Here is a 14,345-nt window from a genome sequence, read left to right on the forward strand (position 1 = left end):
ACGGCGGCCACCGTGGCGGGCCTGACGAGTGCGCAGGTGGCGGCATTGACGACGGCGCAGGTGCGGGCGCTGGAGTCGCAGGACTTCGAAGCACTCACGACAGCGCAGCTGCGTGCATTCACTGTCGCTCAAATCACGGCTATAACCACCGCTCAGGTTGACACCCTATTGACGTCAGACATTGCCGTTTTCACTATGGAGCAGGCAAATGCCTTTAGCGTCGAGGCTTACCGTTCGATGGACTCTGCTCAGATCAGCGCACTGGCTGCCCTGTCCCCGATCATCCTGGACCTCAATGGCGACGGTGTCTCCACGCTGTCGGTCGCTCAGGGCGTGAGCTTCGACCTGGCTGCGACCGGAGCGGTGCGCCAGACCGGCTGGGTGGCGCCGACCGATGGTCTGCTGGTGCGCGATCTGAACCAGGATGGCGTCATCAACGACGGTCGCGAGCTGTTCGGCTCGGCGACCCAGGTCGATGGTCGGGCGGCAGGTGATGGTTTCAACGCGCTGCGGGCGCTTGACAGTGACGCGGACGGCCGCCTGACGGCAGCCGACGCGGCGTTCACCGAACTGGCGATCTGGAAGGATGCCGACCAGGACGGCATGACCGATGCCGGCGAACTGTCGAGCCTGAGCGATAACGGCGTCGTGGCACTGAACCTGTCGGCACAGTCCTCTACGGCCATGGACAACGGCAACCTGCTGGGGCTGGTGTCGTCGTATGAATCGGCTGACGGCGGCACGCACGACATGGTCGACGTCTGGTTCCGCCAGGGCGACCCGGATGCGCTGCGTAACTCGGTGACTGAGCTGACCCAGTCGCTGGGCAGCTATCTGGAAACGGATGCCGTTGAGTCGGGCGCCACGGCTTCGCTGTCACCGGCAACCCTGGCTAACCAGGCCAGCCCGGCCTTGGCTATGGCGGTTCAGCTGGAGTCCTACTACAGCCTGCAAGCCGCTACGGGTACCAACCCGGTGGCTCAGGGCGCCAGCACGGTCAACAGCCTGCTGTCGGGGGGTGTGAACAATCCTTCAGCCACTGCGCTGCTGGCTGCCAGCGATGGCACCAAGGCCAAGTAAATTGGCCCCGGGTCTGCCGCCAGGCGGACCTGGTTGAAATTCTGCTCCAAGCCTGTCGTATGCTCACGGCACGCTTGGAGTTTTTATATCCGAGTCCGGTTTTTTTGAAAACTGCCTTATGCGCGCCAAGCCCCCTGACGTCAGACATTTGTCCCTGCCCGACCTGATGAACCAGGCTGAGCAGTTGTCCCTGCAAGGACAGATGCTGGCAGCGATCGAGCTGTATCGCGCTTGGCTGGATCAGTGCAAACTGGATCCGATGCGCTTCGTCGCGCTGTTCAACTATGGCACCTTGCTCGGCGCTGCCAAGCAGTCGCAGGAGGCCGTAACGGCCTACCGTGAAGCTCTACAACTCAAACCGGGTTTGCTGCAAGCGCGCCTCAACCTGGGCCATCAACTGGAGCTCCTGGGGCAGCTCGATGAGGCGCTGCTTCAGTGGCAGCAGGTGGTACGCGAACTCGATATCTCGCCCAAGCCCGATATCGCGCTTCAGTTGCATGCGCTCAACAATCTCGTGCGCGCGCTGGAGTTGGCCAGGCGCTATGACGAGGCCGAAGCCTACATGGTGCGCAGCCTGCAGGTCGAGCCCGACCAGTCGGCGGTGCTGCAGCATTACGTGCATATCCGGCAAAAGCAGTGCAAGTGGCCGGTGTATCAGCCGATAGGCGATGTGACGATCAACCGCCAGTTGCTGTCCACCTCGGCGCTGGCGATGCTGGCGGCCTATGACGACCCGGCGCTGCAATTGCTGGCCGCGCGCCAGTTCGTGCATGAGAAGACGCAGGCGCCGGTGCCGCGCAAGCCGCGCCGCGTGCGCCAAGCTGGCGAGCGCATCCGCATCGGCTACCTGTCGGGCGACCTCTGCATGCACGCGGTCGGCCTGCTGACAGTCGAACTGTTCGAGCTGCACGACCGCAGCCGTTTCGAGGTGTTCGGCTTCTGCTGGTCGAATGATGACGGTTCACCGCTGCGCGAGCGCCTCATCAAGGCCTTCGACCACCATGTCCGCATCGGGCACCTGAGTGACGAACAGGCCGCCCAGGTGATCGAGGCCTGTGGCATCGACATCCTGGTTGATCTGCAGGGACTGACCTCGGGCGCGCGACCCAACATCCTGATGCAGCGCCCGGCCGGTGCGGTGCAGATCAGCTACCTGGGCCTGCCTGGCACTTCGGCGCTGCCGACGGTCGATTACATCGTGGCTGACGATTTCGTGTTCCCGCCCGAGCTCGAACCGTTCATGACCGAGAAGCCGCTGCGTCTGCCGCGCTGCTACCAGGTCAGCGACCGCCAACGCGATGTGGGTCCGCCGCTGACGCGCGCGAGCTGCGGTCTGCCGGAAGACAAGTTCGTCTTTGCCGCGTTCAACAACAACTACAAGATCACACCCGAGGTATTCGCGACCTGGATGCGCATCCTGACCCAGGTGCCCGACAGCGTGCTGTGGCTGATGGCCGACAACCGCTGGTCGGAACAGAACCTGCGTGACCAGGCCAAGGTCCAAGGTATCGACCCGGCGCGACTGATCTTTGCCGGCCGCGCATTCCCGGCCGAATACATGGCGCGGCTGGCCTTGCCGGACCTGTTCCTCGACACCTTGCCTTACAACGCAGGCACCACTGCCAACGACATCCTGTGGATGGGCACGCCAATCCTGACTTGCTCGGGGAAGACCTATATCTCGCGCATGTGCGGTAGCCTGTTGACGGCGGTGGGGCTGCCGGACCTGATCACCTTCAGCCTGGCGGAGTACGAGTGCAAGGCGGTGCAGTTGGGACGGAATCCGAAGCGGATAGCGAGTCACAAGCGGTACCTAGATGAACATCGCCGAGACAGTGAGTTGTTCGACATGCCGCAGTTGGTGCGCGAGCTGGAACATGCCTTGAGCGATGCCTTGCAGCGTCCATGAAGAAGGAGCGGAATTGAGCGATTATTTCATCCACCCTCTGGCTGATGTCAGCTCGAAACTGATTGGTGCCGGCAGCAGGGTCTGGCAATATGTCGTGCTGCTGCCGGGGGCAGCGATAGGCAAGGAATGCAACATCTCCGCCCATTGCCTGATCGAGGGCGATGTGGTCATCGGCGACCGTGTGACCGTCAAGAGCGGTGTGCAGCTCTGGGATGGGTTGCGTGTCGGCAACGATGTCTTCATCGGACCCAATGCGTCGTTTGCCAACGACAGGTTTCCGCGCAGTCGTCGCAGGCCAGAGAAATGCCTCATTACTACCATTCATGATGGCGCTTCGATCGGTGCGGGCGCAGTTATCCTACCCGGTCTGGAGATTGGCCGCAATGCCATGGTAGCTGCCGGGGCCGTGATCACCCGTTCCGTACCGCCCAACGCCGTGGTTGAAGGTAATCCAGCCAAAATCGTCGGTTATGTGAATGCGACGCACGGAGAATATGCCAGTGAAGAACTGGCGAAGACTGTGGTGGGTTCATCCGTAACCCATGTCAAGGGTGTCATGCTGCACCATATGCCCCGTGTGCCTGACATTCGCGGAAGTCTGACGGTGGGCGAGTTTGATCGAAGCATTCCGTTTGCCGCTAAACGCTATTTCATGGTTTTCGATGTGCCCAGTGCGGAAACGCGCGGCGAACATGCGCACCGTGAATGCCATCAATTTCTGATTTGTGTCCGAGGTAGTTGTGCCGTAGTGACCGATGATGGGACTAACCATCAGGAATTTCAGCTCGATAAGCCGGATTTAGGTCTTCACCTGTCGCCTATGGTTTGGGGTATTCAATACAAGTATTCTGCAGATGCGGTTTTGCTTGTCTTTGCTTCGCACTATTACGATCGTGCCGACTATATAAGAAATTATGTCGAATTTCTTGAGATGGTGAAGTCGAAATGAGTACTATTAAAATTCGCAAAGCTGATTTTATTAAGGGAAAATCGCTTGTGTTGCGTAATGTCGTTGTTGCTGATGCAGCATTTATACTGTCTTTGCGAACTGATCCGAAGAAGTCTAGGCATCTGTCTCAGGTCTCTGATGATCTAGGGGAGCAGGTGGCTTGGATCAGTAGTTATGAAAATCGTGACACCGAAGCATACTTCATTATTGAAGATTTTCACGGAGTTCCTCTAGGTACTGTGAGGATGTACGATGCTCGGGGCGAAAGTTTCTGCTGGGGAAGTTGGATTCTCCTGGAGGGTGTCGTATCTTCTGCGGCTATTGAGTCGGCATTGATGGTCTACGCCTATGCTCTCGAATCACTAGGGTTTCGATGCGCTCACTTTCAAGTGAGAAAAGATAATGAGCGTGTTTGGAAGTTTCACGAACGATTTGGTGCTGAGCGCACTGCTGAAAACGAAGTGGAATACGAGTATAACTTATCGAATATGGCTATTGAAGTGTCCGTTAATCGATATCGGAGATACTTGCCTTATGGTGTCCATGTCGAGGAATTTTTGAAATGATTCAATTTCTTGACTTGAAGGCTCCTTACCGGGAACTAAAACAAGAGTTTGACGAGGCCATTGCCCGCGTAGTGAGTTCGGGCTGGTTTATCGGCGGAGTGGAGGTGGAACAGTTTGAGGAGGCGTATGCAGCATATTGCGGTGCAGCCCAAGCGGTAGGCGTCGCCAATGGTCTGGATGCCTTGAACCTAGCCTTGCGGGCCATGGAGGTAGGACCGGGCGACGAGGTCATCGTTCCTTCCAACACCTATATCGCCACCTGGCTTGCGGTGAGTCAATGCGGTGCCATCCCGGTGCCGGTGGAGCCCGATGAGCGTACCTGCAACATCGATCCGGCCTTGATCGAGGCTGCCATTACCCCGCGCACCAAGGTCATCCTGCCCGTGCATCTGTACGGCCAGTCGGCTGATATGGATCCGATTCTGGCGGTTGCACGCAAGTACGGATTGCTTGTGCTGGAAGATGGTGCCCAGGCCCATGGCGCGCGCTACAAGGGCCGCAAGCTGGGAGCGCACGGCGATGCCGTCGCGTGGAGCTTTTACCCGGGCAAGAACCTGGGGGCGATGGGGGACGGTGGTGCTGTGACGACCAATGACGAGCGGATCGCCGATCGTATCCGGGTGTTGCGCAACTACGGCTCCCGGGTGAAGTATGTCAACGAGGTCCAGGGCTACAACAGCCGTCTCGATCCGATCCAGGCCGCCATCTTGCGTGTCAAGCTCGCGCATCTGGATGACTGGAACGCCCGACGTGGCGCCATCGCGCGCTTGTACCAGGAAGGCTTGGCTGCGACAGGCCTGACTTTGCCGCATGTGCCCGAATGGGCCGATCCGGTGTGGCATCTGTATGTAGTCCGGCACCGCGAACGCGACGCCTTGCAGCATCTCCTGGCCCAGGCAGGCGTGGCTACGATGATCCACTATCCCATCCCTCCGCATCTGCAGTCGGCATATGCCCCCCTAGGGTTCAGCCGGGGTAGTTTCCCGGTTTCTGAAGCCCTGCACGATCATGTGCTCAGTCTTCCGATGGGGCCGGCCCAGACCGCTGAGGCTACCGGGATCGTGATTGATGCCGTTTACTCAGCCTTCACTGCTATGGCTATCTGATGAATAAGTGTTTCGTTGGTGAATTTTGCAGATGAGCCTCGATGTTTTTTGATGTTTTGAGTGGAATTTATTATGTTTGTTGAATTAAAAGATACTCAATTATATATTGATGAATTAATAAATAATAAACAATATAATGACGCCTTAGCAAATATCGTTATTGGAGTGCATAATAGCTTTAATAGTGAAGAATTCAGGCATAAACATCTTTACTATCAAAAATTTGATAGTCAGATGATGGAGATGTCTAAAATTTTTCAGTCTTCTTGCCAGCGGAGTGCTCAAGCTAATGTTTTGATTGTTGTGACTGAACTCTACCAAGTGGGAGGGCATTCCCGAGTTGTTGAGGATATAGTCGATGAAGTAGAGTCCGCGATTATTGTTCTTACTGATTTGTTTTGGTCTTATAAAAAAAATTTGAATCATTTAAATTGGATTTTAGATAGATTTAAAAACCATACAGTGATTGTTTTGCAGCAAACAACATTGTTGCTCAAGTGTCAAGAGTTGTTTAATTTGGTGAATCGACTCAAGCCAGGTAATATTATATATATGCAACACCATCAAGATCCTATACCATTTGTGGGGACGCTTGGTTATTCAGCTTCTCGGAAGACGTTAATTCATCATTGTGATCATACGCCGAGCTTGGGAAACACGCTTGATGGGGTGGCTCATGTGGATTTCACAGATGAGTTAGCTCATATTTGTTCGGAAAAATTGCAGCGTGAGGCTTTGGTTTTTCCGCTTTATGTCTCAGATTCGGGTTTGAAAATTTTCCCTGAATTTGATCAAATTAATTTTTCTGTGGTTACGTCTGGGACTGGTGTTAAGTTTGCGCGATACGGTGATTTATCTTTGGCGTCTATTGCTTTGAGGGTTTTGAATTTTATAGAAGGTAATTTTTTTCATATTGGCCCTATTGACCCGCAGTGGTTGAGTGATATAAGATGCTATCTGGCTGAAAATAATGTCAATCCAGATAGATTTTTTTCATTGGGGGCTGTCGAGTCACTGTGGAGTACGATACTAAACCTTGATGCACATTTTTATATTGGATCGGCTCCGGTGGGGGGTATTCGGGCTGCTGTAGAGGCTCAAGGCTGCGGTTATCCGGTTTTATACTTTAAAGATGAAGCAAATCCGGAAATTATGAGGGTTGATTCAATGTATGCAAGCGAAGAGTTGGGGTGGGCTACTGTAGATGAATTAATTGAAGTAATTTCTGATGCAAGACATCATCATCGTGATTTGAGTGTCAGGTCAAGAAAATTTTACCAATCAAAATTCTCTATCGGTAAATTCAGGGAGGCGCTTAATTGTATTATTCGGTAACCATCTTCAATGGTTGTGGACCGATATTTTCTTTATTCTAGAAAATATTTTGACAAAAGTCTATTTGAATGATGTAAATCGATTTCTGATATCGATGAGGGCTGTTAGATATTCTGGGAAACTTTGTTCGCGCAGTGCAATTTTCAATGCGTCGCTGATATAGGCATCTATCGGGTGTTCCCGTAATCTGCTCATCGACCAACCCATCGTGAATGGATTCGCTGCCTTTGTGCGCCACTGGGGTTTTATGGTTAGCAGAAGCGAGGCGGCGCGCTCCATCAGGAAGACCTTGCGTTGTGCTGCTCCGGGGTAGGTCGTGGTCTGGGTCAGCGCATGCTTGAGCGGGTTGTCAGGTCCTTCGCAGGTGGCGAATAGCAACTCATTGATGGCTAGCCATTCGCGCCAGAAGGCTGGTCGCGCCACGAAGTAGTTGGAGAATACTATTTGCCGGCTGTCCATGATCAGAGAGCGTAAATCGAGTTGAAGACCGATTTGCTTGAGCAGCGTCTCGTAACTCTCGATCAAGCCCGGATCGAAAACTTCTCCCTGCTCGAACACGTTGAGGAAGAAGGCTCCCATGTCCGGCTGGGGCGAGAACAGGTAGACATCTGTTGCATCGGCATGTGAGCGAATGAAGTCAGTCACCTGCTGGTAGGCGAGCTGGGTCTTGTTGCCGAACTTAGTTGAGAAGAAGCCGTAGAAGGTGCTCTCGTTCAGCGTCTGGCTTTGCAGGAATCGGCGTATCGGCCAATACTCATACCAGTCAGACCTCTCGTTCCCCAGGTTGTCGAGCACGAGGTAGCCCGGTTCGATTTCATTGAGGGTCTGTTTCGAGTAGGCGATCTGGTAGAGCTGGATGGGTGGGAAGTCTGAGGCGGTCATGTTCGTGACAAGGTCTGTAAAGCTCGCTGGCAGTGACTGACTCACGGCTCCCTCGCCGCCTCGCTCAGCCCCCGCATGATCGGGTACATCACATAGGACATGACCGTGCGCTTGCCGACCACGATCTCGGCGCTCAGCGTCATGCCGGGGATCAGCGGGGCGTTGCGCGGCAGGTTGCGCAGTTCGTTCTGCTCCAGCCTGGCGCGGCCCAGGTAGTAGGGGGTGCCTGACTTGCCGGCCTGCTGGGTGAAGGCGTCGCGCCCGAGCTTTTCCAGCTTGCCCTTGATCAGGCCATGTTTCTGGAACGGGAAGGCGTCGATCTTGAGGCGCACCGGGTCGTCGAGCTTGACGTAGCCGACATCCTGGGCCTCGATCTGGACCTCGGCTTCCAGGGTTTCGCCCAGCGGTACCAGCGTGACCAGCGGTTCGGCTTCGCGGATGATGGAGCCGGTCGAGCGTGCCGCGATCTCGAGCACCACGGCATCGCTCGGGGCAATCAGTTCGATCAGGCGGCTGCGGCGCTCGGCCTTCTTGACCTGTTCGGCCACGCTGTCGCGCTCGCGCCGCACGGCCACCAGTTCCTCGGTTGATTTCTGGCGCCACTCGCGGCTGAAGCTGGCTTTCTCGGCCTCGGCCTCGGCCAGCTGGCGCTTGAGTTCGACGCTGCGATTGCGCGCGTTGATCAGTTCGCGCTCGACCTCCTGGCGCCGCTCGCGGCTTTCGAGCAGCTTCATGTTTGACTGGAACTGCTGCTGCGTCAGCTTCTCGTTCATGCGCTCGATGTCGAGCAGCGACTTGACGCGTCCCTCCAGGCTCTGGATGTCCTGGCTGTTGGTCACGATGGCAGCCTTGTTGCGCCCGATGCTTTCATCGAGGCGCAGCAGCCTGGCCTGGTAGCTGGCGCGGCGTTCGCCTTGCAGTTGCGCCTGCAGCTGCTCGTCCCGGTTCCGGCCTTGCGACGTGGTGGTCTTGCCGGCCAGTTCCTGCTCGACGCGTTGCACCTCGGCGTCCAGGCTTTTCAGCCGGTCCTGGGCCTGGGTCAGGTCGGCGGTGATGAAGGTCGGGTCGAGCACGGCCAGTACCTGGCCTTTCCTGACGATCTGGCCGGCCTGGACCTTGAGCTCGCTGATCTGCGCGGTTTCGAGCGGCTGCAGCACGATGTTGGGCTGGGCCGTGACCAGCTTGCCGCGCGCGGTCACGACCTGGTCGACCTCGAACCAGCTGGCCCAGACCAGGGTGGCGACGACCAGCCCGACCAGCAGGTAGAGGGTGGCCGACAGGCCGCCCGGCAGCGGCTTGCGTTCGAGCGCGTCCGCATCGGGCAGAAACTCGGTGCGCCAGCTGCTGGTCTTGCCACGCGACTCGACGGGTTTCACAGATGGCTGGTTTGCTGGTTCCATAGGTCGGTGTAGGGCTCGCAGCGGCCCAGCAGGGCGCTGTGGGGGCCGGCATCATCCAGATGACCGCGCTCGAAGACGAAGATCTGGTCGGCATGGACCAGGGTGGACAGGCGGTGGCTGACGATGATCACCGTGCGGCCGGCCGCAATGCGACCGAGGTTGCGGATGAAGATGGCCTCGCTCTCGGGGTCGAGCGCGCTGGAGGCTTCGTCGAGGATCAGGATGCGCGGCGAGGGCAGCAGCGCGCGTGCGATCGCCAGTCGCTGGCGCTGGCCGCCCGACAGGTTGCCGGCGTTCTCTTCCAGCAGGGTGTCGTAGCCCTGCGGCAGGCGCTCGATGAACTCGTCGGCACCGGCGGCCTGGGCGGCGGCCACGATCTGCTCGAAGCTGGCGTCGGGGCGCGCCATCGCGATGTTCTCGCGCACGCTGCCGCGGAACATGAAGTTGTCCTGCAGCACCACGCCGATGCTGCGGCGCAGGTGGGCCAGGTCGATTTCGCGGATGTCGACGCCGTCGAAGCGCACCACGCCTTCCTGCACCGGATAGAGGCCCTGGATCAGGCGGGTGAAGGTGGTCTTGCCCGAGCCGCTGCGTCCGACCACGCCGACCACGGTGCCGGGCGCGATGTTCAGGTTGATGCGGTCGAGCGCGGTCGTGCTGGCGCCGGGGTAGCGGAAGGTGACGCCGTCGAGCGCGATCTGGCCCTTGAAGGCCGGGCGCAGGCCGCCCGAGGACCTGCGCTCGGGCGGGTGGTTCATGACCTCGCCGAGCATCCTGACCGACAGCGCGGTTTCCTGGTACTGGTGCACCAGGCCGACGATCTGCACCAGCGGGCCGACCACCCGGTTCGACATCATCTGGAATGCGATCAGCGCGCCGACGGTCAGCTCCAGGCTGAAGACGTCGAGTGCGCCGATGGCGATCACGCTGACCATCATGAGCTTTTCCAGCAACTGGGTCACGGTGCTGGCGGCGATCGACATGCGGCCGACGCCGAAATGCATCTGGATGCTGGTGGCCGAGTACTGGTCCCAGAGCTTGCGCTGCTTGGGCTCGATCGCCAGCGACTTGACGGTGCGCATGCCGTGGATGGTCTCGACCAGCATCGACTGGCGCGTGCCCTCGGCGTTGTAGAGCGCCTGCAGCCGGGTGTTGAAGGGCTTGATCAGCAGCACCACGATCAGCGCCATCAGCGCCGAGAAACCGAACACCACGGCCGCGAGCTTGCCGCTGTAGGACACCAGCAGCGGGATGAACAGGATCAGGCCGATGGCGTCGAGCGCGGTGAAGAACAGCTGCCCGGTCAGGAAGCCCCGGATCGATTGCACCTGCTGCATGTGGCGCACGATGACGCCGGCGGTGTGGCTCTCGAAATACTCGATTGGCAGCGACAGCAGCTTGCCGAAGGTGCGTCGCGCCAGCCGGATGTCGATCACGTTGGTCGCATGCAGCAGTAGGGTCTGGCGCATGAAGCCGAAGCCGGCCTCGAACAGCAGCAAGCCGACGATGGCCACCGTCAGCACGGTCAGGGTCGAGTAGCTCTCGTGCACCAGCACCTTGTCGATGATCAGCTGCGAGAAGATCGGCATGCCCATGCCGAGCAGCTGCAGCATGATGGCGGTGATCGCGATATCGCGGAAGGCCTTGCGCTGGCGCAGGATCTCGGGGATGAACCAGCGCAGTCCGAACGGCTGGTTCTCGTCGAGCAGCTTGTGCTGACGCTTGAGCAGCACCAGCGTGCCGGACCAGCTGGACAGGAAATCGGCCTGCTCGACCAGACCGATCTGGCCGCTGCCGGCCAGCGGATCGAGCACGGCCAGCTTCGGGCCCTTGTCGCCTGGCTGCACGCCGGCGACGATGACCGAGCTGCCGTCACGCCGACGCGCCAGCAGCGGAAAGATGTCCTTGAGCTCGACCAGTTCGTTCCAGCTGGAGTCGACCCGCTGTGCCTTGAAGCCCAGATCGGTGGCCATGCGCAGCAGCAGCCGGTCGTCGGGTTCGCTGGCGTCGAGCGCGTATTCATGCACCAGCCGCTCGGGCAGGGCCTGGATGCCGTGGTGCTGGGCAATCGCGGTCAGGCATTGGAGGGTGGAGTGGCGGTGAGCGGGGTTCATGCCAAAGATGGGGACTCAGAGATATGCCAATTGTCGGCAGCAGCGAACTCGCCGGCCGAAGGGGTTTTGATCGCTGCGGGCCAGCTCGAATAAAATTGCGCTTTCCCAAGAGTCGCTGGAATGCTCAATTATCGTTGGTCGGTAATCCGCCCATCGTGACATCAGACCTGGGTTTCCCCTTTTTATTGCGCTGACCTGCTGGCTTTCGTCGCCCAGGTCGGTGTTGCGCCCCACATCATGAACCCATTCACGCTGGCCGCCGCTGCGGTTGCTCCTCCTGTCCCGCCCATGCTGCTGTCCGGCCTCGAGCCGCTCGTGATCGGCGAGGGCAGCCTGTTCGTCAACATCGGCGAGCGCACCAACGTCACCGGATCGAAGGCGTTCGCGCGCATGATCCTCAACGGCCAGTACGAGGAAGCGCTGGTCGTGGCGCGCCAGCAGGTCGAGAACGGTGCCCAGATCGTCGACGTCAACATGGACGAGGCCATGCTCGACAGCCAGGCGGCGATGGTGCGCTTCCTCAACCTGATGGCGAGCGAGCCCGACATTGCGCGCGTGCCGGTCATGATCGACAGCTCCAAGTGGAGCGTGATCGAGGCCGGCCTGCGCTGCGTGCAGGGCAAGGGTGTGGTCAACTCGATCAGCATGAAGGAGGGCGTGGCGGAGTTCAAGCGCCAGGCCAAGCTGATCCAGCGCTATGGCGCCGCCACCGTCGTGATGGCCTTCGACGAGAAAGGCCAGGCCGATACCTATCAGCGCAAGATCGAGATCTGCGAGCGGGCCTATCGGCTGTTGGTCGACGAGGTCGGTTTCCCGCCCGAGGACATCATCTTCGACCCCAACATCTTCGCGATCGCCACCGGCATCGAGGAGCATGACAACTACGCGGTCGACTTCATCAACGCCACGCGCTGGATCAAGCAGAACCTGCCCGGTGCAAAGGTCTCGGGCGGCGTGTCCAACGTGAGTTTCAGCTTCCGCGGCAACGAGCCGGTGCGCGAGGCGATCCACACCGTGTTCCTGTACCACGCCATTTCAGCCGGCATGGACATGGGCATCGTCAACGCCGGCATGGTCGGCGTCTACGACGAGCTCGATGCCGAGCTGCGCGAACGGGTCGAGGACGTGGTGCTGAATCGCCGTCCGGACTCGACCGAGCGCCTGCTCGAGATCGCCGAGAGCGTCAAGGGTGCGGCCAAGGACGACAGCGCCAAGTACGCCTGGCGCGCGCTGCCGGTGCGCGATCGCCTCAAGCATGCGCTGGTGCATGGCCAGAACGAGTTCATCACCGAGGACACCGAGGAGATGTGGCAGGCCTTGAAGGCCGACGGTGGCCGGCCGCTGCATGTGATCGAAGGTCCGCTGATGGACGGCATGAACGTGGTCGGCGACCTGTTCGGTCAGGGCAAGATGTTCCTGCCCCAGGTGGTCAAGTCGGCCCGCGTCATGAAGCAGGCGGTGGCGCACCTCGTGCCCTATATCGAGGAAGAAAAGCTGCGCCTGCAGGCCGCCGGTGGCGACGTCAAGTCCAAGGGCAAGATCGTGATCGCGACCGTCAAGGGCGACGTGCACGACATCGGCAAGAACATCGTGACCGTCGTCCTGCAGTGCAACAACTTCGATGTCGTCAACATGGGCGTGATGGTGCCCTGCCACGAGATCCTGGCCAAGGCCAAGGAAGTCAATGCCGACATCGTCGGTCTGTCGGGACTGATCACGCCCAGCCTCGAGGAAATGCAGTATGTCGCCGCCGAGATGGAGAAGGACCCGTATTTCCGCGAGCGCGGCATCCCGCTGCTGATTGGCGGCGCGACCTGCTCGCGCGTGCACACCGCGGTCAAGATCGCGCCGCATTACAGCGGCCCGGTGGTCTATGTGCCCGATGCCTCGCGCAGCGTCGCGGTGGCGCAGGGCTTGCTCGGTGACGGCAAGGACGCCTATCTGACCGAACTCGCCGCCGACTACGACCAGGTGCGCCAGCAGCACGCCAACAAGAAGCAGACCCCGCTCTGGCCGCTGGCCAAGGCGCGCGCCAACAAGGCGCCGATCGACTGGGACAACTACGCACCGGTGGCGCCCAAGTTCACCGGCCGGCGCCTGTTCAAGAACTTCGACCTGGCCGAACTGGCTAACTACATCGACTGGGCGCCGTTCTTCCAGACCTGGGATCTGGCCGGGCCTTATCCCGCCATCCTGGACGACGAGATCGTCGGCGAGCAGGCCAAGCGCGTCTTCGCCGACGCCCAGGCCATGCTGAAGAAGATCGTCGAAGGCCGCTGGCTGACGGCGAACGCGGTGCTGGGACTGTATCCGGCCAACAGCGTCGGCGACGACATCGAGCTCTATGCCGACGACAGCCGTACCCAGGTCGCGCTGACCTGGCATGGAATGCGCCAGCAGACCGAGAAGCAGGAAATCGACGGTCCGGATGGCAAACCGGTGATGCGCCCTAGCCGCTGCCTGTCCGACTTCGTCGCGCCCCAGGGCAGCGGCGTGGCCGATTACGTCGGCCTGTTTGCGGTCACGGCCGGCATCGGGGCCGACAAGCGGGCCGAAGCCTTCGAGGCGGTGCAGGACGACTACAGCGCGATCATGCTCAAGGCGCTGGCCGACCGCCTGGCCGAGGCCTTTGCCGAATGCCTGCACCAGCGCGTGCGTACCGACCTCTGGGGTTATGCGTCGCACGAGGCGCTGAGCCGCGAGCAGCTGATCGCCGAGCAGTACCAGGGCATACGCCCGGCGCCCGGCTACCCGGCCTGCCCGGACCATTCGGTCAAGCGCGCGATGTTCGAACTGCTGCATTGCGAGGACATTGGCATGGGCCTGACCGACAGCCTGGCGATGACGCCGGCGGCCAGCGTCAGCGGCTTCTATCTCGCGCATCCCGACAGCTGTTACTTCAACGTCGGCAAGATCGGCCGTGACCAGCTGCAGGACATGGCACAGCGCCGCGGCATGAGCGAAGCCGAGCTCGAGCGGCTGCTGGCGCCTAACTTGTAAGTCG

General features: G+C 59.6%; 10 protein-coding genes and 1 pseudogene. 8 read left to right on the forward strand and 3 right to left on the reverse strand.

All coding sequences use genetic code 11. The features are described from left to right. Positions 1-60 precede the first annotated feature (60 nt). The 7 genes and pseudogenes from C6P61_RS18375 to C6P61_RS17720 all read left to right on the forward strand — a co-directional run. Positions 61-156, forward strand: a pseudogene (locus tag C6P61_RS18375) (hypothetical protein); the annotation flags it as partial. Between the two features lie 81 nt (positions 157-237). Continuing rightward, positions 238-1,080, forward strand: coding sequence for a hypothetical protein (locus tag C6P61_RS10615; protein ID WP_146115034.1), 843 nt, complete (start codon positions 238-240; stop codon positions 1,078-1,080). A gap of 148 nt (positions 1,081-1,228) precedes the next feature. Further along, positions 1,229-2,989, forward strand: coding sequence for an O-linked N-acetylglucosamine transferase, SPINDLY family protein (locus tag C6P61_RS10620; RefSeq protein ID WP_244908874.1), 1,761 nt, complete (start codon positions 1,229-1,231; stop codon positions 2,987-2,989). Between the two features lie 13 nt (positions 2,990-3,002). Continuing rightward, positions 3,003-3,938, forward strand: a complete 936-nt coding sequence (locus tag C6P61_RS10625) for a WxcM-like domain-containing protein (RefSeq protein WP_105729913.1) — start codon at positions 3,003-3,005, stop codon at positions 3,936-3,938. Beyond that, positions 3,935-4,504 (forward strand): GNAT family N-acetyltransferase, encoded by a 570-nt coding sequence (locus C6P61_RS10630; RefSeq protein WP_105729914.1) that lies wholly within the window; start codon positions 3,935-3,937, stop codon positions 4,502-4,504. The genes C6P61_RS10625 and C6P61_RS10630 overlap by 4 nt, the downstream gene beginning before the upstream one ends. Further along, complete coding sequence (locus C6P61_RS10635) at positions 4,501-5,610, forward strand: DegT/DnrJ/EryC1/StrS family aminotransferase (protein ID WP_105729915.1); 1,110 nt, start codon at positions 4,501-4,503, stop codon at positions 5,608-5,610. Before C6P61_RS10630 ends, C6P61_RS10635 begins: the two co-directional genes overlap by 4 nt. Positions 5,611-5,670: 60 nt before the next feature. Then, positions 5,671-6,945, forward strand: a complete 1,275-nt coding sequence (locus tag C6P61_RS17720) for a hypothetical protein (RefSeq protein WP_146115035.1) — start codon at positions 5,671-5,673, stop codon at positions 6,943-6,945. A 60-nt stretch (positions 6,946-7,005) separates the two neighbouring features. Here the strand turns inward: C6P61_RS17720 and C6P61_RS10640 are convergent, their stop codons facing one another. The 3 genes from C6P61_RS10640 to C6P61_RS10650 are packed head-to-tail and all read right to left on the reverse strand — an operon-like array spanning position 7,006 to position 11,341. Beyond that, positions 7,006-7,827: a hypothetical protein gene (locus C6P61_RS10640; RefSeq protein WP_105729916.1), complete on the reverse strand. Its 822-nt coding sequence runs from the start codon at positions 7,825-7,827 to the stop codon at positions 7,006-7,008. 41 nt (positions 7,828-7,868) lie between these two features. Next, a complete protein-coding gene (locus C6P61_RS10645; protein WP_211296964.1) occupies positions 7,869-9,203 on the reverse strand; it encodes an HlyD family type I secretion periplasmic adaptor subunit in 1,335 nt (444 codons plus the stop codon). Then, positions 9,200-11,341 (reverse strand): peptidase domain-containing ABC transporter, encoded by a 2,142-nt coding sequence (locus tag C6P61_RS10650; RefSeq protein ID WP_105729918.1) that lies wholly within the window; start codon positions 11,339-11,341, stop codon positions 9,200-9,202. The genes C6P61_RS10645 and C6P61_RS10650 overlap by 4 nt, the downstream gene beginning before the upstream one ends. Positions 11,342-11,629: 288 nt before the next feature. On the opposite strand from C6P61_RS10650, the gene metH reads away from it, so the two are divergent. After that, positions 11,630-14,341, forward strand: coding sequence for a methionine synthase (gene metH / locus C6P61_RS10655; RefSeq protein WP_105729919.1), 2,712 nt, complete (start codon positions 11,630-11,632; stop codon positions 14,339-14,341). Positions 14,342-14,345 lie beyond the last annotated feature (4 nt).

Source organism: Malikia spinosa (assembly GCF_002980625.1).
GTDB classification, from domain to species: domain Bacteria; phylum Pseudomonadota; class Gammaproteobacteria; order Burkholderiales; family Burkholderiaceae_C; genus Malikia; species Malikia spinosa.